This window comes from Arthrobacter sp. Cza30 (genome assembly GCF_059090765.1).
In genome coordinates, this window is the sequence record NZ_JBNHGA010000002.1 from 826,161 (window position 1) to 845,667 (window position 19,507).

Annotated in this window: 21 protein-coding genes; 11 read left to right on the forward strand and 10 right to left on the reverse strand. The window is 70.0% G+C overall.

The window, feature by feature from the left end; translation table 11 throughout:
* Positions 1–18: 18 nt before the first annotated feature.
* The 4 genes from AC5RVZ_RS09115 to AC5RVZ_RS09130 are packed head-to-tail and all read left to right on the forward strand — an operon-like array spanning position 19 to position 3,725.
* Positions 19–1,098 carry a LacI family DNA-binding transcriptional regulator gene (locus AC5RVZ_RS09115; protein ID WP_494065411.1) on the forward strand — a complete coding sequence of 360 codons (1,080 nt, stop codon included), beginning with the start codon at positions 19–21 and terminating at the stop codon, positions 1,096–1,098.
* A gap of 23 nt (positions 1,099–1,121) precedes the next feature.
* Positions 1,122–1,907 (forward strand): alpha/beta hydrolase, encoded by a 786-nt coding sequence (locus AC5RVZ_RS09120; protein WP_494065412.1) that lies wholly within the window; start codon positions 1,122–1,124, stop codon positions 1,905–1,907.
* A 41-nt stretch (positions 1,908–1,948) separates the two neighbouring features.
* A complete protein-coding gene (locus AC5RVZ_RS09125) occupies positions 1,949–2,863 on the forward strand; it encodes a carbohydrate kinase family protein (RefSeq protein ID WP_494065413.1) in 915 nt (304 codons plus the stop codon).
* A 37-nt stretch (positions 2,864–2,900) separates the two neighbouring features.
* The gene (locus AC5RVZ_RS09130; protein WP_494065414.1) at positions 2,901–3,725 is read left to right on the forward strand and encodes an HAD family hydrolase; all 825 of its coding nucleotides are present in this window, start codon (positions 2,901–2,903) and stop codon (positions 3,723–3,725) included.
* A 20-nt stretch (positions 3,726–3,745) separates the two neighbouring features.
* On the opposite strand, the gene AC5RVZ_RS09135 is transcribed toward AC5RVZ_RS09130, so the two are convergent.
* Complete coding sequence (locus AC5RVZ_RS09135) at positions 3,746–4,426, reverse strand: hypothetical protein (protein ID WP_494065415.1); 681 nt, start codon at positions 4,424–4,426, stop codon at positions 3,746–3,748.
* Positions 4,427–4,540: 114 nt separating this feature from the next.
* Here AC5RVZ_RS09135 and AC5RVZ_RS09140 point away from each other — a divergent pair, with 114 nt between their 5' ends.
* The 3 genes from AC5RVZ_RS09140 to AC5RVZ_RS09150 are packed head-to-tail and all read left to right on the forward strand — an operon-like array spanning position 4,541 to position 6,931.
* Positions 4,541–5,278 carry a glycerophosphodiester phosphodiesterase family protein gene (locus AC5RVZ_RS09140; RefSeq protein WP_494065520.1) on the forward strand — a complete coding sequence of 246 codons (738 nt, stop codon included), beginning with the start codon at positions 4,541–4,543 and terminating at the stop codon, positions 5,276–5,278.
* Positions 5,275–6,396 (forward strand): glycerate kinase, encoded by a 1,122-nt coding sequence (locus AC5RVZ_RS09145; RefSeq protein ID WP_494065416.1) that lies wholly within the window; start codon positions 5,275–5,277, stop codon positions 6,394–6,396. The genes AC5RVZ_RS09140 and AC5RVZ_RS09145 overlap by 4 nt, the downstream gene beginning before the upstream one ends.
* Positions 6,397–6,424: 28 nt before the next feature.
* Positions 6,425–6,931 (forward strand): hypothetical protein, encoded by a 507-nt coding sequence (locus tag AC5RVZ_RS09150; RefSeq protein WP_494065417.1) that lies wholly within the window; start codon positions 6,425–6,427, stop codon positions 6,929–6,931.
* A 49-nt stretch (positions 6,932–6,980) separates the two neighbouring features.
* Here the strand turns inward: AC5RVZ_RS09150 and AC5RVZ_RS09155 are convergent, their stop codons facing one another.
* From AC5RVZ_RS09155 to pgm, 6 genes are all read right to left on the reverse strand, one after another.
* Positions 6,981–8,636, reverse strand: a complete 1,656-nt coding sequence (locus AC5RVZ_RS09155) for a SulP family inorganic anion transporter (protein ID WP_494065418.1) — start codon at positions 8,634–8,636, stop codon at positions 6,981–6,983.
* Positions 8,633–9,037 (reverse strand): ArsR/SmtB family transcription factor, encoded by a 405-nt coding sequence (locus AC5RVZ_RS09160; RefSeq protein WP_494065419.1) that lies wholly within the window; start codon positions 9,035–9,037, stop codon positions 8,633–8,635. Before AC5RVZ_RS09160 ends, AC5RVZ_RS09155 begins: the two co-directional genes overlap by 4 nt.
* Positions 9,038–9,217: 180 nt before the next feature.
* Positions 9,218–9,472 (reverse strand): hypothetical protein, encoded by a 255-nt coding sequence (locus tag AC5RVZ_RS09165; protein WP_494065420.1) that lies wholly within the window; start codon positions 9,470–9,472, stop codon positions 9,218–9,220.
* A gap of 145 nt (positions 9,473–9,617) precedes the next feature.
* On the reverse strand, positions 9,618–9,827 hold the full coding sequence (locus AC5RVZ_RS09170) for a dodecin (RefSeq protein ID WP_494065421.1): 210 nt from the start codon (positions 9,825–9,827) through the stop codon (positions 9,618–9,620).
* 137 nt (positions 9,828–9,964) lie between these two features.
* Positions 9,965–11,290, reverse strand: a complete 1,326-nt coding sequence (locus AC5RVZ_RS09175) for a uracil-xanthine permease family protein (RefSeq protein WP_494065422.1) — start codon at positions 11,288–11,290, stop codon at positions 9,965–9,967.
* Between the two features lie 134 nt (positions 11,291–11,424).
* Complete coding sequence (gene pgm / locus AC5RVZ_RS09180) at positions 11,425–13,071, reverse strand: phosphoglucomutase (alpha-D-glucose-1,6-bisphosphate-dependent) (RefSeq protein ID WP_494065423.1); 1,647 nt, start codon at positions 13,069–13,071, stop codon at positions 11,425–11,427.
* Positions 13,072–13,216: 145 nt separating this feature from the next.
* Here pgm and AC5RVZ_RS09185 point away from each other — a divergent pair, with 145 nt between their 5' ends.
* A complete protein-coding gene (locus AC5RVZ_RS09185) occupies positions 13,217–13,660 on the forward strand; it encodes a DUF4190 domain-containing protein (RefSeq protein ID WP_494065424.1) in 444 nt (147 codons plus the stop codon).
* Positions 13,661–13,851: 191 nt separating this feature from the next.
* On the opposite strand, the gene AC5RVZ_RS09190 is transcribed toward AC5RVZ_RS09185, so the two are convergent.
* The 3 genes from AC5RVZ_RS09190 to AC5RVZ_RS09200 all read right to left on the reverse strand — a co-directional run bounded on the left by AC5RVZ_RS09190 (position 13,852) and on the right by AC5RVZ_RS09200 (position 17,695).
* On the reverse strand, positions 13,852–15,345 hold the full coding sequence (locus AC5RVZ_RS09190; RefSeq protein ID WP_494065425.1) for a peptide MFS transporter: 1,494 nt from the start codon (positions 15,343–15,345) through the stop codon (positions 13,852–13,854).
* A gap of 103 nt (positions 15,346–15,448) precedes the next feature.
* Complete coding sequence (locus tag AC5RVZ_RS09195; protein WP_494065426.1) at positions 15,449–16,831, reverse strand: amidase; 1,383 nt, start codon at positions 16,829–16,831, stop codon at positions 15,449–15,451.
* A 120-nt stretch (positions 16,832–16,951) separates the two neighbouring features.
* Positions 16,952–17,695, reverse strand: coding sequence for a Type 1 glutamine amidotransferase-like domain-containing protein (locus AC5RVZ_RS09200; RefSeq protein WP_494065427.1), 744 nt, complete (start codon positions 17,693–17,695; stop codon positions 16,952–16,954).
* A gap of 131 nt (positions 17,696–17,826) precedes the next feature.
* On the opposite strand from AC5RVZ_RS09200, the gene AC5RVZ_RS09205 reads away from it, so the two are divergent.
* From AC5RVZ_RS09205 to AC5RVZ_RS09215, 3 genes are all read left to right on the forward strand, one after another.
* Positions 17,827–18,153 (forward strand): rhodanese-like domain-containing protein, encoded by a 327-nt coding sequence (locus AC5RVZ_RS09205; protein WP_494065428.1) that lies wholly within the window; start codon positions 17,827–17,829, stop codon positions 18,151–18,153.
* Positions 18,153–19,079, forward strand: coding sequence for a prephenate dehydratase (pheA, locus tag AC5RVZ_RS09210; RefSeq protein ID WP_494065429.1), 927 nt, complete (start codon positions 18,153–18,155; stop codon positions 19,077–19,079). Before AC5RVZ_RS09205 ends, pheA begins: the two co-directional genes overlap by 1 nt.
* 82 nt (positions 19,080–19,161) lie before the next feature.
* Positions 19,162–19,491 carry a hypothetical protein gene (locus AC5RVZ_RS09215; protein ID WP_494065430.1) on the forward strand — a complete coding sequence of 110 codons (330 nt, stop codon included), beginning with the start codon at positions 19,162–19,164 and terminating at the stop codon, positions 19,489–19,491.
* The last annotated feature ends 16 nt before the right edge of the window (positions 19,492–19,507 follow it).

The window sequence follows — 19,507 nt, forward strand, 5'->3', positions numbered from 1 at the left end:
AGAAGGCAGAACTGCATCATGGGGAGTTCATTTAAGCCGACTATTCGCGACGTCGCCGAGCGCGCCGGCGTTTCGCTGGCAACGGTCTCATACGTCTTGTCCGGCCGGCACGGGGGTTCAACGAGGATCAGCGAACCGACCAAGGCCCGGGTCATCGAGGCGGCCAAGTCGCTGGGATATGTGCCCAACCACGCCGCCCGGGGCATGCGCCGGGGGCGGACGGACACCGTGGCCGTCGTGGTGGAAAACCTGGATTCGGCCTGGGACCGGCAATTGGCGGAGGTTGCCAACCGTGTGCTGCCGGAGCACGGGTACCGGGTGGTGGTCCTGCTGGGCCAGGAGGCATGGCGGAACTTCATGCTCTCCGGCGGCGCGGACGGGGCCATCCTGGGTTTCAGCACCGAAACGCCCGAGGAAGACCACACCCTGCGGGACCTCGCCGACCGGGGCGTGGCGCAGGTGGTCGTGTCGCAGTTCCTCCAGCCTGACGGCTTCGACGTGCTGAAAGTGGACGCTGAGGTCGGCATCGCCGAGGCGGCTGCGTATCTTGCTGCCAGGCACCGCCGCATCGCCGTGCTGCACCGGGGCGGGCCGGCCCCGGGCCCCCGGGGTTCCCGGCTGGGGTTGTTCCGGCAGGCGATGGCCGACCTCGGCGCAGAACTGGACGAAAACCTGGTGCGTGCAACGCACGGGTCCTGGCGTGAATCCTACGAGGAGACCGGCAGGCTGCTGAAGTTGGCCGATCCGCCCACGGCGTTCTTCACCACGGCGGACCTGGAGGCCCTGTGCGTCTCCGGCTCCGCCACCGCGGCGGGGCTCCGGATCCCGGAGGAGATGGAGATCATCGGCGTGGACACCTCGGATCTGGGACACCACTCCGAACCGCCGCTGAGCTCGGTGGGACCGGAGCCGCTGGTGGGTACCGTGGTGGACCTGCTGATCGACCGGCTGGAGGGGCGCGCCTCCGCCGGCGGACGCCTGGTGCCGGCGCCGTGGAAGCTGAACCACCGGGGGACCACCGTGGCGGGGATGTCCGGTGACGGCAGCGCGGAAGGCTCGGGCGAGGTGGAGGACAGCGTCTCCAACGGGGCGCCGTAGCGGCGGGCGGCTACAGTGCAGGGATGGAGTACACCCGGCACAGCTACGGCCCGGATCCCAGCCAGTACGCGGAACTGTATGTGCCCGCCCGGCGGCGGCACACCGCCGTCGTCGTCATCATCCACGGCGGGTACTGGCGCGCTGCCTACGGTGCCGAGCTCGGACGCCCGCTGGCCCGGGACCTCGCCGGCCGCGGCTGGGTCTGCTGGAACATCGAATACCGGCGCGCAGGCAACGGCGGCGGCTGGCCGGAGACGTTCGACGACGTCGCCTCCGGCATCGACCGGCTCGCCGACGTTGCGCACGAGTCCGGCTTCCCGCTCGAGCGGGTGGTGGGGATGGGCCATTCCGCGGGCGGCCACCTGGCGGTGTGGGCGGCCGGGCGGGGCCGGTTGCGGTCGGAGGAGTCGGGGGTGCGGGTGCCCGGCGCCGCCCCGCGGGTGGAGCTCGCTGCGGTGCTCAGCCAGTCCGGGGTGCTGGATGTGGCGCGCGCCCACGAGCTGGGTCTGAGCGACGGCGCCGTCGAAAACCTGCTCGGGCGGCCGGAGGACGCTGATCCAGGTGCTGCGCATCCCTACCGGCTCGCCGATCCCCTGCGGAACGTGCCGCTGCCGGTCCCCGTCTACGCCTTCCACGCCGACCAGGACGCCGACGTGCCGAGGGAACTGTCCGAGCGCTATGTCGCCGCCGCCCGGACCGCCGGCGGGACGGCCGAACTCGTGCTCGTTCCCGGTGACCACTATGCGCTGATCGATCCTGCCTCTGCTGCCTTTGCGCGCATCCGCGGGGTGCTGGCCGGCCTGGGCTGATGCCGGTGCCGCAACCGGCGGCGCTCTGCTACGTTGGCACTGTGCTCACGGTCATAGGCGAAGCCCTGGTGGACGTCGTCCGCTCCGACACGATGCCGCCGCGGGTGCACGTCGGCGGGAGCCCGATGAACGTGGCGGTGGGCCTGGCCCGGCTGGGCCACCCGGTCCAGTTCGTCGGCCGGTACGGCAAGGACCGGTTCGGGGACCTGGTCCACGGCCATCTGCGCCGCAACTCCGTGCTGGTGCCGCTGGATCCGGATGCGTCGCCGACCAGCGCTGCCACCGCTACCCTGGATCCCGCCGGCGCCGCCCATTACTCTTTTGACCTGCTCTGGGAACTGCCGGACCTCGAAAAAATTCGGCCCCGGCTGCTCGACGAGACGGTCTGGCTGCACACCGGCTCCGTCGCGGCCATGCTGGAGCCTGGCGCGCACACGGTGTACAGGACCGTCCAGCGGGCCCATCCGCGGGCCCTGGTCAGCTACGACCCGAACTGCCGGCCCACGCTGATCACGGACCGGGACTTCGCCCGGCGGCAGGCCGAAAAGTTCGTGGTCCTGGCCGACGTGGTCAAGGCCTCCGACGAAGACCTGCGGTGGCTGTACCCGGACCGTACCGTCGAAGAGACGGCCCGTGCGTGGTTGAAGCGGGGGCCGGCCGCGGTGGTGGTCACGCGCGGGGCGAAGGGCAGCTGGGGAGTGGTCCGTGCCGGGACGGCAGAGGTCGCGGCACCGGCGTCCGCCGTCGTTGACAGCGTAGGCGCCGGCGACGCGTACATGTCGGGGCTGCTCGATGCACTGCTGAACGCGGGATTCTCCGGTTCGGCCCGCCGCGGGAAGCTGCGCGACATGGCCTCCGCCACGCTCGAAGACGTGATGGCGCACGCTGCCCGTGCCGCAGCCATCACGGTATCCCGGGCAGGGGCGAATCCGCCGCGCCGCCACGAGCTGGGCTAGCCGCCTGCGCCGCCGGCCGCATCCCTAGACTGGTGCAATGCGCCTTATCGCCAGCGACCTCGACGGAACCATCATCGGCCGGGACGGCAAAATCAGCCCCCGCACCGTCCGGGCGTTTCGCAGCGCCGCGGCCGCGGGAGTGGAAATCGTCTTCGTGACCGGCCGGCCCCCGCGCTGGCTGACTCCGCTGGCCGAGCAGATCGGACACCGCGGCCGGGTGATCTGCTCCAACGGCGCCGTGCTCTACGATCTGGTGGCCGAGCGGGTGCTCTCGGCGCAGACGCTGCCCCACGCGAACATCCTCGAGGTTCGCCGGATCATCCTCGGCCTGCACCCGGCGGTGACGTTCGCGGCGGAAACGACCGAGGGATTCCTGCTGGAACCGAACTTTCTGCAGCCCGGCTCGGTGGAGCTTCTGGACGGCATCGTGCCCAAACTGTTGCCGGAAAGCCTGCGCCGCTCCGACTCGGTCGTGAAACTGCTGGCCCGCGGGACGGACATCGACCCCGACGCCTTCCTGGCCGAGGTGGGCCCGGCGGTGGGGCATCTGGCCGCGGTGACGCATTCTGCCCCCGGCAACCCGCTGCTCGAGATGGCACGGCCGGGACTCAACAAAGCGGTGACCCTGGCCGAGTACGCCGGTTCGTTGGGCATCGGCCCCCAGGACGTGGTGGCCTTCGGCGACATGCCGAACGACATCGAAATGCTGCGGTGGGCCGGGGCCGGCTACGCGATGGCCTCCGGCCACCGCACCGCGCTGGAAGCAGCCCCGTTCCGCGCCCCGGCGTTCGCCGAGGACGGCGTCGCCCAGGTGATCGAGGAACGGCTGGCGGGCCGGCGGCAGGCCTCGCACGGGGCCTGAAACCCGCGGGGGTCCCGGGGTCAGGAGCCTCGCGCCGCTCCGGCGGGCGCCGCCTCCCGCCGGGTTTCGGGACGCTCGTCCAGATACCGGCGGGCGAACCAGCTGGGGCCGATGCTCCGGCCGCGCCGGGGCGGTTCTATGTCCGCAACTATCAGCTCTTCATACAGGCCGGCCTGGGCCACCACCCCCGTCTGCGGCGCAGCGATGAAGCTGTGGCCCGGTCCGCTCCAGGCCACCGCCGGCGCAGATGCTCCCCGGCGGGCCAGCGCACGGAACCAGCCGTCCCGGCCGCTGCTGCCGCCGGGCACCACGAGCAGTTGCGCGCCGTCGTCGGAGACCGACCGCCGGGACGTGCCGCCCGCCGGCAGGGCGACCGCGCCGGCGTCGTCCTCCGCAGCCAGCCCGATGAGCAGCCCCTCCAGCGGCACGACCGCGGCGGCGTCCGTGCAGGCCTGGAGCCCGCCGTACGCATCGAACAGCCACAGTTCGGGGCCGTTGCCGTGGGTGCTGCCGCCGGCCGCCACCGCGACCCCTTGTTCTGCCGCGAGGCCGCCCAATTCGCGGCGGAACTCCGGGGCGAACCCGGCGGGCAGCACCAGCAGCCGTGCCTCCAGGCCGGCCGCCTGTTCCAGCCACTTCCGGCACCGCCGCAGCGACCCGTCGCCGAGCAGCCCGGCAGCCTGCACTACGGCAAGACGCATGGATTCCTCCTCATCGGCGGTCGTGGCGGGCCCGGTAGAGTACCGAAGGTGAGCAGCGCCAGCCCGTACCTCAATCCTACGTTTCCCGGTTCCGGGCAGGGCCGGCCCCTGGCCATGTCGCACCGGGGTTTCTCGTTGGATGGTCGGGAGAACTCGATGGCGGCCTTCCGCGCGGCCGTCGATCTCGGTTACGCCTACCTGGAGACCGATGTCCGGTCCACCCGCGACGGCGTGCTGGTGGCCTTCCACGACCGGACACTGGAGCGTACTACCGACGGCCGCGGCGAACTGGCGGCGCACACGGCCGGCCAGCTGGCGCAGGTACGGATCTCCGGCGAGCCGATCCCCACGTTCGAGGAGTTGCTGGCCGCGTGGCCGGACGTGCGACTCAACGTGGACGTGAAAGACATGGCCGCCGCGGACGAACTGGCCCGGCTGATCGAGGCCTACGACGCGCACGACCGCGTGCTGGTGGCTTCCTTTTCCGACCGCCGCCGCTTCCGCGTGCTGCGCGGCCTGAGCCGCCCCGTCGCGGGATCCGGCGGAGTATATGCGACGCTGGCAATATATCTTTCGGGGTATATAGGTCTGGCGGGCCTGTTGGCCCGGCTGGTCCGCGTCCACGCGGTGCAGGTGCCGGTGAAGTACGGTCCGTTCACGGTAGTCACGCCCAGGTTCGTGCGGCGCTGCCGCCGGGCCGGCCTAAAGGTGCACGTGTGGACTATCAACGACCGCGCAGAGATGGAACGGCTGCTGGCACTGGGAGTGGATGGCATAGTCTCCGACCGCGCCGATATTCTGGCCGAAGTGATGGCTGAACGCGGCAGCTGGCCGCAGAGGGAGTCCGCATGAAGGTCTTGATTGCACCGGACAAGTTCAAGGGAACCTTGACGGCCGCCGAGGCGGCCGCCGCAATGGCCGAAGGCGTGCTGCGGGTCTACCCGGACGCCCACGTGCAGCTGCTCCCGGTTGCCGACGGCGGCGAGGGCACCCTGGAGGCTGCCCTCTCCGCCGGTGCGGCCGAGCACACCGAACGCGTCGTGGGGCCGCTGGAGCGTGAGGTCACCGCATCCTGGGCCATGCTGGAGCGGCCGGACGGCAAGACCGCCGTCATTGAAACCGCGCGGGCATCCGGCTTGCTGCTCACCGAGCCCAGCGTGCAGTCGGCGCTCACGGCCCACTCCTACGGGTCCGGCCAGCTGATTGAGGCGGCACTGAACGCCGGCGCCACCGAGATCGTGCTCGGGGTGGGCGGCTCCGCCATGACCGACGGCGGGTCCGGCGCCCTCCGCGCGCTGGGCCTGAAGGTGCTTACCGGCGGCGGCGCCGAAGTCCTGCTCGGCGGCGCGGCCCTGGCCACCGCGGACCACCTGGACGCCTCCGGCCTGGACCCGCGCCTGGCGGAGACCGTGATCCGGATAGCGGCAGACGTCTCGAATCCGCTGTACGGGCCGGACGGGGCGGCGCACGCTTTCGGGGAACAGAAGGGCGCCGACGCGGTCTCGCGCCGCTTGCTCGACGAGGCGCTGCAGCACTGGGCCCAGCTGCTGCTGAAGGCAACCGGCCGCGACGTCAACGTGGCGGGCGCGGGCGCGGCCGGCGGCTTCCCCTCCGGCTTCCTGGCGCTGGCCGGGGTCCGGGTGGAGCCGGGGTTCGACGTCGTCGCCGAACTGGTGGGCCTCGAGGCCGCCCTATCGGACGCAGACCTGGTGCTGACCGGCGAGGGGTCGCTGGATCGGCAGTCCGAATTCGGGAAAGCGCCGCTGGGCATCGCCGGGCGTGCCCAGGCACGGGGCATCCCCGCCGTCGTCGTCGCCGGGCAGATCGACCTGGCGCCGGACCGGCTGGCCGAACACGGGGTGCATGCGGCCGCCAGCGTGGTCGAGGCGGCAGGCAGCCGGGAACAGGCCATGGCCCAGGCCGCGCGCTATGTCACGTTGGCCACGCAACAGGCGCTCGAAGGGGCTTGAGCCCGGGAACCACGCCTATCATGAGGGCATGAGCAGTACCGTCGTCCCGCCGCCCTCGGCCGTCCGCCAGGGTTTTCTCCGCACCCTGGTCCTTTGGCTGGCGATTCCGATGGCGGTGCTGGTGCCGCTGTGGGTGGTGGCCGGACGCGTGTTGTTTGGCATCGGCGGGCAGATGGTGCTCTGGCTGGGCATCAGCCTGGGCCCGGTGCTGCTGGTCTTGCTGTTGCTGACCGGCGTGAAGCTCCTCGAGACCGCCCGCCGGGGCCTGCTGCTCCCGGTGCGGGCCGTCGTGGCGCCGGCGCTGGCCTGGCTGCTGGCGTTCGCCTTCGGCTTCACCGTCCCGGACTTCGGCGGCGGCGCCGGAGAGGGCGCGTCCATCATGTCGCTGCTGGCCGGTCCGTCCGCCCTGGGAATGTCCACCGCGCTGTGCAACCCGTTCGGAATCATCGCCGTCGGGCTGGCCGTCGCGGCCACGGTTTTTGCCTACCGGGCCGCGGGCGAAGCGCGTCGCGGCGGCGGTGCCGACCGCGCCTGACGCAAGCGCCCGTTGGCGCGCCTGACGCAAGCGGGCCCGTTGGCGCGCCTTAGGCCTGCTGTGTGGGCCGGGCTTCACCGCTGCGCCTGACGTGACTGCGGGCATGCTCGACCGCCGCTGCCAGGTCGCCGAACAGGTGCCTGTCGTGGCGCAATGACTCCAAGACGCCCACCCGGCGGGCCAACTCCACATGGCGTTCCTGAATCCCCTTGATCAGCACGGTGACGCCGCGGCGCTCCAGCGCTGTGACCAGGTCGGCCACGACCTTGGCCCCGGTCGCGTCGAGGATCTGCAGCTGGGACATCCGGATGATCACCACCTCCACATTGCGGATGGAAGAGACTCGCTCCAGCACCCGGTCGGCGACGCCGAAGAACAGGGCGCCGTCGAGCCGGAAGACAGCGATCTGCTCGTCGCCGTCTGCGGCCGGTCCGGGAATCTCCTCCCGATGGACCCCGCTGGAATTCCCCAACGCCCTCAGCGCGAAGAACCCAGCGAAGACGATGCCGATCACGACGGCCTGGATCAGGTCGAAGGACACCGTGACGATCGCGGTGACGATGAAGACCGTGGTGTCCGCCCGGGTGGAGCCGAAGACGCTGCGCAAGGTGTTCAGCGAGACCATGCGGACGGCGGTCACCATCAGCACGCCGGACAGCGCCGCCAGCGGGATATGCGATACGGGCCCGGTCGCCAGGTACACGACGCCAAGCAGCACCAGGGAATGCACGACGACGGAGGCCCGGGTCCGCCCGCCGGCGCGGATGTTCACGGCCGTCCGGGCGATGGCCCCGGTGGCAGGCATCCCACCGAAGAAGCCGGAGGCAACCGAGGCCAGGCCCTGGCCCACCAGCTCCCGGTCCGCGTCGTAAGGGCCCGTGTCGGAGATGGATGCGGCTACCCGGGCCGAGAGCAGCGACTCGATGGCAGCCAGTGCTGCGACGGTGAGGGCAGGCCCGGCCAGTGCGCCGATCAGGGCCAGGTCGACGGTGGGCAGGGAAGGGGCCGGCAAGGAGCTGGGAAGTTCGCCGATCCGTGCAACGTTCAAATTCATCAGCTGGGCCACAAGCGTGGCGACGATGATCCCGATGATGGAGCCGGGCAGCTGTGGATTGATCTTCGGCGCGGCCACCATGATGGCGGCCACGATCAACGCCAGGATGACGGGCCAGAACAAGCCCGCCAAGGAAGCGGTGCCCAAGGCCTCGACCGCCGACACGGCCGCGTTGGAGCTGGGCCCCGGTGCGGTCCCGAAGGCCGCCGGCACCTGCTGCAGGAAGATGATGACGGCGATGCCCAGCGTGAAGCCCTCGATGACCGGCCACGGTATGAAGCTGACGGCACGGCCCAGTTTCAGCACGCCGGCGGCAGCCACGATGACGCCGGCCATGAGCGTCAGCAGCGCGAGCGACGACATCCCGTGGCTGGCGATGACCGGCGCAAGCACCACCACCATGGCGCCCGTGGGTCCCGACACCTGGATGTTCGAACCACCGAAAACGGCAGCAACGATGCCGGCCACGATCGCGGTGATCAATCCCGACGCGGCGCCGGCGCCCGAGCTGACGCCGAATGCCAAGGCCAGCGGCAGGGCGACGATACCCACAGTCACGCCGGCCACCAGGTCGTTGCGCCAGGTGCGCGGCAGCTGCGCGTAATCGGCCTTGCCAGGCAGCAGCGCGGCCGCCGTCCTCAACGACTTCATGGCGCCGGCTCCTGCTTGGTGCCCGCCTCCCGGGCTGATGCCGTCGAGCCGTTGCCGGCCGCACCGAAGCCGGCCAGTTGCTGCGTTGCGGTGTGCAGGAGCTGCTGCAGGAGGCTGCGCGCCACGGTCAGCAGGTCGGCCACCTGAGGGTACGCCAGGCGGTAGAAGACCTGCACGCCCCGTCGTTCGGCCAGGACGAGGTTATGCCGGCGCAAGACGGACAGGTGCTGGGACAGGTTGGAAGCCTCTTGGCCCGTCTCGTTCATCAGCTCGGTCACGGTCACCTCGGGAGCGTCCGCGAGCAGTTCCAGCACCCGGATCCTGACCGGATGGGACAGCCCCTTGAACAAGTTGGCCTTGACTTCGTACAGCGGGGCGTCGGCAGCGGCGAATGGGTTCATGAGGGCTCCCTATAGTTCATTACTTTAGAAAGCCATCATATAAAGGGAGTGAAGGCTGCGCTAAGACTCCGCGCACGGCCCACGTGGCGCCTTACAGCCAAGCGTCGCTCGGGCAAGGCCGCGCGGACCCCGCCGCGCGAACCCGAGTCTCGCGGTGCCGCGGTGCCTCGTGCCCGCCTGCTATCCCCCGGTGGAGGCGGAGGGGGGAACGAATCCGTCCTGTCCGGGTTCGTTCTCGTGCTCCGGGTCCTCGCTCTGGCGGTATTCGCCGTCCGGGCTCAGGCCCGGTACGCGCTGCCCCGCATTGAGCAGGCTGGACGTGAAGTGCTCGCCGTCGAACTTGGCGGCGGAGTCGTTCTCCGGTTCGGGGGCGCCGATGTCGTCGCGCAGATGCTCGTCGTCGGGCAGTTTGTCTTCATCGCGTGGCTGGCTCATGGATCAAGCACACCACCGCATCGACCCGGGCACAATGGGCGAGGACGGCCTCCAGTGGCGGGCAGCCCCGTCCACCGTGGCCCGGCGGATGCGTGCATAGCCTGCCACGTCCGCAGGACACCGGGCGCGACCCCGCCCGCGTCGGTCAGCTTTCGTGCCGGAAACCGAGCTTGATGGTCACCTGCCAGTCCGCGATCCTGCCTTCGTTGAGGTGGCCGCGGACGGACTTCACTTCGAACCAGTCGAGGTTGCGCAGTGTCTTGGAGGCCTCGTTGATGGCGTTGGAGACCGCGGCATCGATCCCGTCGGGCGACGTACCCACAATTTCCGTGACGTTGTAGACGTGGTTGGCCATGCTTTCCTCCTCGTGACCGTCCCGGGCCGGACGCCGCGGGAGAGATGGCTGCAACGCTAGCCCCCGACGTCCCCACGGTCTAGGGCGCGGCGGGCCTGAGCACGCCCTCGCCTCCAGGCCGCCGCCATGCCCGGCGGTCAGCCGAGCTTGGACGGCCTGACGCCCTCGTCTTCCACGGAATCCACGGGCTCGGTGTGACGCCAGCGGGCCACCGCGCTCATGCCGTGGAAAATCAGCAGTGCCGCTGCCGAACCCAGCGCGATCCCTTCGAACTGCAGCTCGCCTATCGCCCACTTGAAGTTGGCGATGCCGATGACCAGGGCCACCCCTGCCACGGCGAGGTTGATGGGGTTGGCGAAGTTCACCCGGTTCTGGACCCAGATCCGCACCCCCAGGATGCCGATCATGCCGTAGAGCACGACGCCGGCGCCGCCCAGGACGCCGACCGGAACGGTGGCGATGGCGGCACCGAACTTCGGGAGCAAGCTCAACAGGATCGCGACTATGCCGGCCACCCAGTATGCGGCGGTGGAGTAGACCTTGGAGGCCGCCATCACGCCGATGTTCTCGGCGTAGGTGGTGGTGCCGGAGCCGCCGCCGCTGCCGGCCAGCACGGTGGCCAGGCCGTCTGCCATCAGCGCGCGGCCGGTGACGGGGTCAAGATCCTGCCCGGTCATCGCGGACACGGACTTCACATGCCCGATGTTCTCTGCCACCAGGACCAACACCACGGGGAGGAACAGCCCGATCAGGGAGATGTGGAATTCCGGCGCGTGGAATTCGGGCAAACCGATCCAGGCCGCGTCATTGATCTTGGAAAAATCCACCTCGCCCCGCAGGATGGCCACCACGTAGCCGACCAGCACGCCCAACAGGATGGACAGCCGGCCCAGCAGCCCGCGGAACAACACCGTGACGAGCAGGATCGCGACGACGGTGACCAGCGCCGTCACGGGCCCCTTCTCAAAGTTCTGCTTGGCGGCCGGCGCCAGGTTGAGCCCGATCAGCGCGACAATGGCGCCGGTGACCACCGGCGGCATCACCACGTTGATCCAGCGCGTGCCGGCCTTGTGCACCACCGCGCCGACCAGGAAGAGCAAGGCGCCGGCCATGACGAGGCCGCCGAGCGCTCCGCCCATTCCGTGCTGGTTCATGGCGGCGCCGATCGGGGCGAGGAACGCGAAGCTGGAGCCCAGGTAACTGGGGACCCTGCCTGCCGTGATGATCAGGAACAGGATGGTGCCCACGCCGGAAAACAGCAGCGTGGTCGACGGCGGGAATCCGGTCAGCAGCGGGACCAGGAACGTGGCGCCGAACATGGCGACCACGTGCTGTGCCCCGATGCCGATGGTGCGCGGCCAGGTGAGGCGCTCCTGGGGACCCACTACCGTGCCCGGTGAAATGTTCTTGCCGTCGCCATGCACGGCCCAACGGAACGGGGAAGATTTTGCAGGCGTGCTCATGGGAGGCCTCTTCGGGGGGAGTCAGCGGGAAAATGTCCGGGGGACATCCTACCGCCGGAACGGCGGTGCCGGCTCGTCCCGACCGGTCGCGGAGGCCGGGCGGGACCGGCCCGGCCTCCGTTGTAAGGCGATGATCAGGCGATCACGGCGTCCACGATCGCCTTCGCCTCGGCCTGTACCTGCCGCAGATGGTCCTGGCCGCGGAAGGATTCGGCGTAGATCTTGTAGACGTCTTCCGTGCCCGAGGGCCGGGCCGCGAACCACGCGTTGTCGGTGGTGACCTTGAGCCCGCCGATCGGGGCGCCGTTGCCGGGCGCTTCGGTCAGCTTGGCCGTAATCGCCTCCCCGGCCAGTTCGGTGGCGGCCACGTCGGCGGCGGAGAGTTTCGCCAGCGCGGCTTTCTGCTCCCGGGTCGCCGCCGCGTCGATCCGTGCGTAGGACGGCGCCCCGAACTTCTCGGTCAGCCCCGCATAGAGTTTCGACGGCGAGCTTCCGGTCACCGCCACGATTTCGGAGGCCAGCAGCGCCAGCAGGATGCCGTCCTTGTCCGTGGACCACGGCTTGCCGTCGAACCGCACGAAGGAGGCGCCGGCCGACTCCTCTCCGCCGAAAACACCTTCGCCGGAGAGCAGCCCGGGCACGAACCACTTGAAGCCCACGGGGACTTCCACCAGCTGCCGGCCCAGGCCGGCCGCCACCCGGTCGATCATCGAGGAGGACACCAGCGTCTTGCCCACGGACGCGCCGGCCGGCCAGTCCGGCCGGTTCCTGTAGAGATAGTCGATGGCCACGGCAAGGTAGTGGTTCGGGTTCATTAGCCCGGCATCAGGGGTCACGATTCCGTGCCGGTCCGCGTCGGCGTCGTTGCCGGTGGCGATGTCGAAGGCGGCGCCGCCGCCGCGCACGGCGTTGATCAGCGAGGCCATCGCCGACGGCGACGAGCAATCCATCCGGATCTTCTCGTCCCAGTCCAGGGTCATGAACGCCCATTGCGGGTCCACCGCCGGATTGACCACGGTCAGGTCCAGCCGGTGCCGCTCGGCGATGGCGGCCCAGTAGTCCACCGAGGCCCCGCCCATCGGGTCGGCACCGATCCGCACGCCGGCGGAACGGATGGCGTCCAGGTCCAGCACCTTCGGCAGGTCGTCCACGTACGCGGCCAGGAAGTCGTACGTACCGATGGACCCGGAGAACCGGGCCTGTCCCAGCGTGATCCGCTTGACGCCGCGCAGGCCCGCCTCCAGCAGTTCGTTGGCGCGGGCGGCAATCCACCCGGTGGCATCCGAGTCGGCAGGGCCGCCGTGCGGCGGGTTGTACTTGAAGCCGCCGTCGCCGGGCGGGTTGTGCGAGGGCGTGATCACGATCCCGTCGGCCTGGGCGTCCGGATGAGCGGCGTTATGGGTGAGGATCGCGTGGCTGACCGCCGGCGTCGGGGTCCAGCCGGTGCGGGAATCGACCAGCACTGCCACATCGTTTCCGGCCAGTACCTCGAGGGCGGTGTCCTGCGCCGGGTCCGAGAGGGAATGCGTGTCTTTGCCGACGAACAGCGGTCCGGCGATGCCCTGCCCGGCGCGGTACTCCACGATCGCCTGCGTGATGGCGGCAATGTGGTCCTCATTGAAGGATGCCTTCAGGCTGGAGCCGCGGTGCCCGGAGGTGCCGAAGACCACGCGCTGGGACGGGTCGGCCGGATCCGGCTTGACGCTGAAGTACGCGTCGCGGAGCGCGGTCAAGTCAACAAGGTCGCTGGGAAGGGCCACTGTGCCCGCACGGTTTGCCATCCCTCCAGCATGCCAAAAAACTATCGATCCGTGGCGGTCGGATGGCGGATCCGGCCCGATGGCCCCCGATCTTCCCGCGCGCCTAGACTGGTAAACAGCACTGAAGCTGCGCAGCAGCGAATCAATCCCAGGGGGAATCAACAGTATGTCCGGCACGGAGAACAGGCCGCCCTTTAACGACCCAAAGCATCCGGGGTGGTACACCGATCCCAACGCAGGCCGGGCCGTGCCGCAGCCGCCGCCGCTGCCCGAAGCGGCGAACCCGTACTCCTACCAGCCCGGCCCCGGCGCCCAGCCGTATACCGGGCAGCAGCCGTACGGCGGCCCGGACTACAACCAGCCGATGTACTACACGCCGCAGGCCGAGCCGAAGGGGCTGAGCATCGCGGCGCTGGTGCTGGGCATCGTCTCGGTGGTGACGTTCGGCTTCATGCTGGTCCCGCAGGTCCTGGCCATCGTGTTCGGCCACATCGCGCTGGGCAAGGAATCGGCCGGCCGCAGCATGGCGCTGGCCGGCCTGATCATGGGCTACGCGGTCACCGGCATCTGGTGCCTGCTGATCTTCATCGGCATCCTCGCCGGAGCGTAGGTCCGTCCGGCGCCTCGGTACATCGCTGGTCGGCTTCACCCGCTTCCCCCGCCGGCTATTCAGCACCAGCCCTGCTGAACGCTCAGAAGGGCCGGAGCTGAATAGCGGATGAGGGAAAGGCCCCTCACGACGGCGATGCCCGGGCGGGAGTAAATCCCGGCCCGGGCATCGCCGTCGTCGTTAAGTCCGTCCTAGCGGATGCCGCCCATCAGCTTCTTCAGCGACGGCACGGCCGCGGCCAGGCCGACGCCGAGGATGATCGCCGTTACCCCGATGAAGCCGAAGTACGGGGCTTCATTGGCCGGGTCGTAGTAGCCGGCCAGGATGCCCGCCAGCGTGGTGCCCAGCGAGATGGAGAGCAGGAACAGCGCCACCATCTGAGTCTGGAAGGCCTTCGGCGCCAGCTTGGTGGACACCGAGGAACCGGTCGGGGAGAGGAACAGTTCCGCCATGGTGAACAGGAACAGGATGCCGACCATGGCCAGCAGCGGTGTGGAGTTGGCGCCGCCGCCGGTGAGCGGGATGAACGCCAGGAACGCCAGGCCCATCACGACCAGGCCCAGGGCGAACTTCAGCGGCGAGCTGGGCTGCTTGGGGCCGAGCTTGGTCCACAGGGCAGCGAAGATGCCGGCGAAGATGATGATGAAGACCGGGTTGATGGACTGCACCCAGCTGGCCGGCATTTCCCAGCCGCCCAGCGTGCGGTCCAGCTGCTTGTCCGCGTACAGGGCCACCACGGTGAACTGCTGCTGGAACAGCGCCCAGAACGCGGCGGAGGCGATGAACAGCGGGATGAAGGCGTAGACGCGCTTGCGCTCCACCGCGTCGACCTGCTTGCTGGAGAGGATCACCACGAAGTAGGCCACGGCGGCGATGATCGCCAGCCAGGCCATGATCGGGGCCAGGTTCGAGGCGGTCACCAGGCCGAACGCCACCAGCAGCACCATGACGACGACGGCGGCCGCGGCCACGGCGGCCACCTTGCCGTAGTTGCCGCGGGGCAGCGGGTTGGCCACATGGTGCGCGGCCTCGGGCAGGTTCTTGCGGGTCAGGGCGTACTGGGTCAGGCCGATGGCCATGCCCAGCGCGGCCAGGCCGAAGCCGTAGTGGAAACCGAGCTGCACCTGGGCCAGGCCGGTGAGCAGCGGGCCGAAGAGGCCGCCGATGTTCACGCCCATGTAGAAGATGGAGAAGCCGGCGTCGCGGCGGTCGTCCTTCAGGCTGTAGAGCGAGCCGACCAGCGAGCTGGCGGTTGCCTTGAGGCCGCCGGAGCCGATGGCCACCAGGATCAGGCCGATGGCCAGCCCGACACCGCCCGGGATCAGGGCCAGCGCGATGTGGCCCAGCATGACCATGATGCCGGTGTAGAAGAGGACCTTCTCGGACCCCAGGAGGCGGTCGGCCACCCACGCGCCAAGGATCGAGGAGAGGTACACGCCGCCGCCGTAGGCGCCCACCAGGCCGGTGGCGATTCCCTCGTCGATCCCCAGGCCGCCCTCGGCGACCGAGTAGTACATGTAGTAGAGCAGGATGCCCTGCATGCCGTAGAAGGAGAAACGCTCCCAGAGTTCTACGGAGAAAAGATTCGCCAGCATCCGTGGATGCCCGAAGAAGGTTTTGCCGGTTTGGGTGGACTGTTTTGTTGTTTCCGGCTGCGGATTCCCGGACTGCACGGTATTGCTCACGGTGTTCTATTCTGACAGTCCCCTACATGAAATGTCATATTCTGCGACCGGGACCGGGACGCGTGTTAGTGCAAAACCGCAGGTCAGGCCGGGGTTGCAGGATTCATCGCACGCCCTCCAACTGCGCGGCGGCGGCCAGCAGCATGGCCTCCGAGCCGGGCTTGCCGATCAGCTGGACGCCCATGGACAGGCCCTCCTCGGTGGTGCTGACGGGAACGGCGATGGCGGGCAGCCCGCACACGTTGACCAGCGAGGTGTACGGCGAATACTGGCACTGGCGCATGTAGTCCACGTCCGCGCTGTTGGCGGTGTACCAGCCCACCGGCCGGGGGGTCTGTGCCAGCGCGGGCGTCAGAACCAGGTCGTACCGGCCGAACTGTGCCCGGGTGTCGTCCTGGAAACGCGCCAGCGCGGCCAAGGCGTCCGGCAGCGCCTCCGGCCCGCGCTTCAGGGCCCGGCGGCGGAAGGAGCGGGTGAGCGGCATGAGCTGCGGTTCGCGGCCGGCCGGCAGTTCCAGCCGGGCCAGGCCGGAGGTCCACACCGTGGCAAACGCCTCCGGGTAGCGGTTGTCGTAGCGGATCTCCGCCTCGTCGAGCGCGTGGCCCAGCCCCAGCAGCAGCTCCACCGCGGTGTCCAACGCCTCGCGCGCCTCCGGCTCCAGCGACAGCGGGTAGGCGGACTCGAACGGAGAGTCGGTGCTGACGCCGATCCGGAAGCGCCCTTCGGCGCGAAGCGCTGCGGCCAAGAAGCCGAGTTCCCCCGGGAAGGCGGCGCGGGCCAGCGGTTCGTCCGCCATGGCGTCCATCAGCAGCCCGGCATCGGCCGCCGTGCGGGCCAGGGGCCCGGCGACCACCAGCCGGCCGGCGTCGTCTCCGATGCTGCCGGCCGGGAGCCGGCCGCGCCCCGGTTTCAACCCCACCAGCCCGGTGGCGGCCGCCGGAATCCGGACCGAGCCGCCGCCGTCCGACCCGGGGGCGAAGGGGAGCAGGCCGGCGGCCACCGCGGCCGCGCTTCCGCCGGAGGAACCGCCCGGGCTCAGCGCCGGGTCCAGCGGGTTGCGGGCCGGCGGCGCCACACGGTTCTCGCTGTAGGAGGTCAGGCCGAATTCGGGGACCTGGGTCTTGCCGAGGCTGATGCTGCCGGCGGATTCGAGTACGTCCACCAAGGGGTGGTTGGCCAGGGCGGGGCGATGCTCCAGGGCCGCGCTGCCGTGGGTGGTCGGGACGCCGGCCACATCCGTGAGGTCCTTGTAGGCCACCGGCAGGCCGTGCAGCCGGCCCAGGGCCCCGCCGCGTGCCTGGTGGTCGTCCGCGGCGCGTGCCTGCTTGAGCGCCTGGTCGGCGGTGACGGTGATGAAGGCGCCGAGCCTGGGGTTCAGGGCATCGATGCGCTGGAGGTAATGCTCCGTCAGTTCGAGGGCGGACAGTTCACCGCGCGCCACGGCGTCGCGCTGGGCGACGGCCGTCAAGTCATGCAAAGCAGTCATCGCCCGTAAGCGTAGCCCCGCCCGGCGGTGCGGGCTAATCCGCGCGCCCCACCGGCGCGCCGGGGACGGGACGCGGCCCTGTCCCCCGGCCGCCGCCGCCCGCCGTTGCGGCGCGCCGGTTCAGCCGAGGAACCTGGTGTCGATCGGCTCCTCCACGGCGACGGCGTCGGGCCCGTCCCCGGCCTGGGCCGTCACGCGGTAGGCGAGTTTCCCGTCGGTCTCGCTGACCGCCTCGGCCAGCTCGGTGCCGCGGTAGACCAGTCCGACGCCGTCGTCGGTGCAATGCGTTTCGCCCAAAATGCCGTCCGCCACGAGCCGGTGCACCAACGGCCGGCGCTGCGGTTCCGAGTCGTAATGGACGCCGTTGTCGTAGGGCAGCAACGCCAGCCCGTTCGTGACCGGCCGCAGCTCGGGGCCGAAGGAGTCGGTGGTGCCGCCGCGGAACCAGCAGATGGAACCGGCGGAGACCCCCGCCAGGACCACGCCGGCCTGCCAGACCCGCCTGAAAATGGCGTCCAGGCCGTGGACCCGCCACACCGCGAGCAGGTTCGCCACCGAACCGCCGCCCACCCACACCACATCCTGGCCCAGCAGGTGTTCCTCGATGTCCGCCACGTTGGGCATGGTGAACAAGTTCAGATGGCTCAGGCCGTAACCGGCAACCCTGGCCGCCTCGTCCAGCTCGGCCTGGAGCCAGCGCTGGTCGCCGCCGGCGGTGCCCACGTGGACCAGCCGCGGTGCCCGCCCCGTGGGCCCCGCCAGTTCGACGGCGTGGTGCACCAGGTGGTGGAACGCGATCCGGCTGCGAACGCCGGCCCTGATTCCCCCGGACGTAGCAAGGATGGTCGGCTGGTCTGCGGCCATGGGCGCCCCTGTCTCATTGCGGTGCGGCGGACGATCCCACTATAGGCTTGGAAAGGGGGCAAAACGCGGGTGCGCCCGGAGCAGGAATTCACCAGCGGCGGCAGGGCCCGCCGCGGATCACGGAGGTTGCCATGAGCGATATCGAGAATGTGGATGTCAACAGCATCGGCGGCGACGCCACCATTCTGGACGTGCGCGAAGACTATGAATGGGAAGCCGGACACATTGCGGGCGCCGTGCACATCCCGCTCAACGAGCTGCCGCTGCGCCTGGACGAACTGGACCCCGACGTGGACCTGCATGTGGTGTGCCGCAGCGGCGGGCGGTCCTTCCGCGCCACCGAATGGCTGAACGGGAACGGATACTCGGCGGTGAACGTCGACGGCGGAATGGGTGCCTGGCTGGATGCCGGCAAGCCGATCGTCTCGGAGAACGGGCAGGAGCCCCGGGTCCAGTAATGGCAGGCGTCTACACCTTCCTGGGGCCGGAGGGAACCTTCACCGAGGCTGCCCTCCTCCAGGTTCCCGGGGCGGCTGCCGCGCGCCGGATTCCGGCCGCGAGTGTCGACGCCGCCGTGGACGCCGTCCGCGCGGGCGAAGCCGGCGCGGCCATGGTCCCGATCGAGAACTCGGTCGAGGGCGGCGTCAGCGCCACGTTGGATGCCATCGCGGGAGGCGAGCCGCTGCGCATCATCGGCGAGGAACTCGTGCCCATCCGCTTTGTGCTGGCGGTGCGGCCCGGGACCGAGCCGGAAGACGTCGCGGTGGTGTCCACCCATCCACACGCCTGGGCGCAATGCCGCGCCTGGTCCGGCGCGAATATTCCCAAAGCGGAATATCTGTCGGCCTCCTCGACGGCGGCGGCCGCGGTGGGACTGCTGGAGCCCGGGGCCGGCTACCAGGCGGCGATCTGCTCGCCGCTGGTGGCCCGGCAGCGCGGGCTGCGGGTGCTTGCCGAGGATATCGGCGACATTCCGGACGCCGTGACCCGATTCATTCTGGTGAGCCGTCCCGGTGCCCTGCCCGCGCCGACCGGCGCCGACAAGACCACCCTGGTGGTCCCGCTGCCGCAGGACCGTCCGGGTGCGCTGGGGGCAATCCTGGAACAATTCTCCAGCCGGGGCGTGAACCTGAGCCGGATCGAGTCCCGCCCAACCGGCCAGTTTTTAGGAGATTATTTCTTCAGCCTCGACGCCGAAGGGCACCTGGCCGAGGAGCGGGTGGCCGACGCCGTCCGCGGGCTGCACCGGCTCAGCCCGGGCATCCGGTTTTTGGGCTCCTACCCGCGCGCCGACCGCCGCGGACTGACTGTTCCGCGCCGCAACCAGGACGAGGCGTTCCGGAAGGCCGACAGCTGGGTGCAGGACCTGCTGTTGGCCCGCTGACCGGCCCTGCCGGACTGTCGACCCGCGGTTATGGTCAGTATGCTGAGGAAAACCGCACCTGCGAACCAAGGAACGGAGCACCATGACGCAGCAGAACGACAGGGACCAGTACCAGGACGGGGAGCCGACGCCGGTGGAGGCGCTCAACCAGACCCCGAGTGAAAACCGCGCGGGCGACCTGGGGGACCAGGGCAACGACCTGCGCTTCGCCGAGGAGCAACAGCTGATCGACCAGCAGGCGGCCGGCCAATTCCCGGTTCCCCGGGACGAAGACCTGCAGCAGCCGGATGCGGATGTCCCGGCGCTTGAAGCAGACGAACAGCCCATCGACATTCCGGGCGAGGAACTGCACAACACGGACCGGGCCGATGCCAGCGACGATCCGCTCAACACCGGGGGCGACGACACGTAGGCGCCTCGGCGCTCCG

What these genes read in the sequence shown, in the direction of transcription:
- AC5RVZ_RS09215 (WP_494065430.1), top strand. Translation starts at nt 19,162, where the DNA reads ATGACGCAGCAGAACGACAGGGACCAGTACCAGGACGGGGAGCCGACG.
- AC5RVZ_RS09170 (WP_494065421.1), bottom strand. Translation starts at nt 9,827, where the DNA reads ATGGCCAACCACGTCTACAACGTCACGGAAATTGTGGGTACGTCGCCC.
- AC5RVZ_RS09205 (WP_494065428.1), top strand. Translation starts at nt 17,827, where the DNA reads ATGAGCGATATCGAGAATGTGGATGTCAACAGCATCGGCGGCGACGCC.
- AC5RVZ_RS09185 (WP_494065424.1), top strand. Translation starts at nt 13,217, where the DNA reads ATGTCCGGCACGGAGAACAGGCCGCCCTTTAACGACCCAAAGCATCCG.
- AC5RVZ_RS09160 (WP_494065419.1), bottom strand. Translation starts at nt 9,037, where the DNA reads ATGAACCCATTCGCCGCTGCCGACGCCCCGCTGTACGAAGTCAAGGCC.
- AC5RVZ_RS09155 (WP_494065418.1), bottom strand. Translation starts at nt 8,636, where the DNA reads ATGAAGTCGTTGAGGACGGCGGCCGCGCTGCTGCCTGGCAAGGCCGAT.
- AC5RVZ_RS09140 (WP_494065520.1), top strand. Translation starts at nt 4,541, where the DNA reads ATGTCGCACCGGGGTTTCTCGTTGGATGGTCGGGAGAACTCGATGGCG.
- AC5RVZ_RS09195 (WP_494065426.1), bottom strand. Translation starts at nt 16,831, where the DNA reads ATGACTGCTTTGCATGACTTGACGGCCGTCGCCCAGCGCGACGCCGTG.
- AC5RVZ_RS09115 (WP_494065411.1), top strand. Translation starts at nt 19, where the DNA reads ATGGGGAGTTCATTTAAGCCGACTATTCGCGACGTCGCCGAGCGCGCC.
- pheA (WP_494065429.1), top strand. Translation starts at nt 18,153, where the DNA reads ATGGCAGGCGTCTACACCTTCCTGGGGCCGGAGGGAACCTTCACCGAG.
- AC5RVZ_RS09165 (WP_494065420.1), bottom strand. Translation starts at nt 9,472, where the DNA reads ATGAGCCAGCCACGCGATGAAGACAAACTGCCCGACGACGAGCATCTG.
- AC5RVZ_RS09130 (WP_494065414.1), top strand. Translation starts at nt 2,901, where the DNA reads ATGCGCCTTATCGCCAGCGACCTCGACGGAACCATCATCGGCCGGGAC.
- AC5RVZ_RS09200 (WP_494065427.1), bottom strand. Translation starts at nt 17,695, where the DNA reads ATGGCCGCAGACCAGCCGACCATCCTTGCTACGTCCGGGGGAATCAGG.
- AC5RVZ_RS09120 (WP_494065412.1), top strand. Translation starts at nt 1,122, where the DNA reads ATGGAGTACACCCGGCACAGCTACGGCCCGGATCCCAGCCAGTACGCG.
- AC5RVZ_RS09145 (WP_494065416.1), top strand. Translation starts at nt 5,275, where the DNA reads ATGAAGGTCTTGATTGCACCGGACAAGTTCAAGGGAACCTTGACGGCC.
- AC5RVZ_RS09135 (WP_494065415.1), bottom strand. Translation starts at nt 4,426, where the DNA reads ATGCGTCTTGCCGTAGTGCAGGCTGCCGGGCTGCTCGGCGACGGGTCG.
- pgm (WP_494065423.1), bottom strand. Translation starts at nt 13,071, where the DNA reads ATGGCAAACCGTGCGGGCACAGTGGCCCTTCCCAGCGACCTTGTTGAC.
- AC5RVZ_RS09175 (WP_494065422.1), bottom strand. Translation starts at nt 11,290, where the DNA reads ATGAGCACGCCTGCAAAATCTTCCCCGTTCCGTTGGGCCGTGCATGGC.
- AC5RVZ_RS09150 (WP_494065417.1), top strand. Translation starts at nt 6,425, where the DNA reads ATGAGCAGTACCGTCGTCCCGCCGCCCTCGGCCGTCCGCCAGGGTTTT.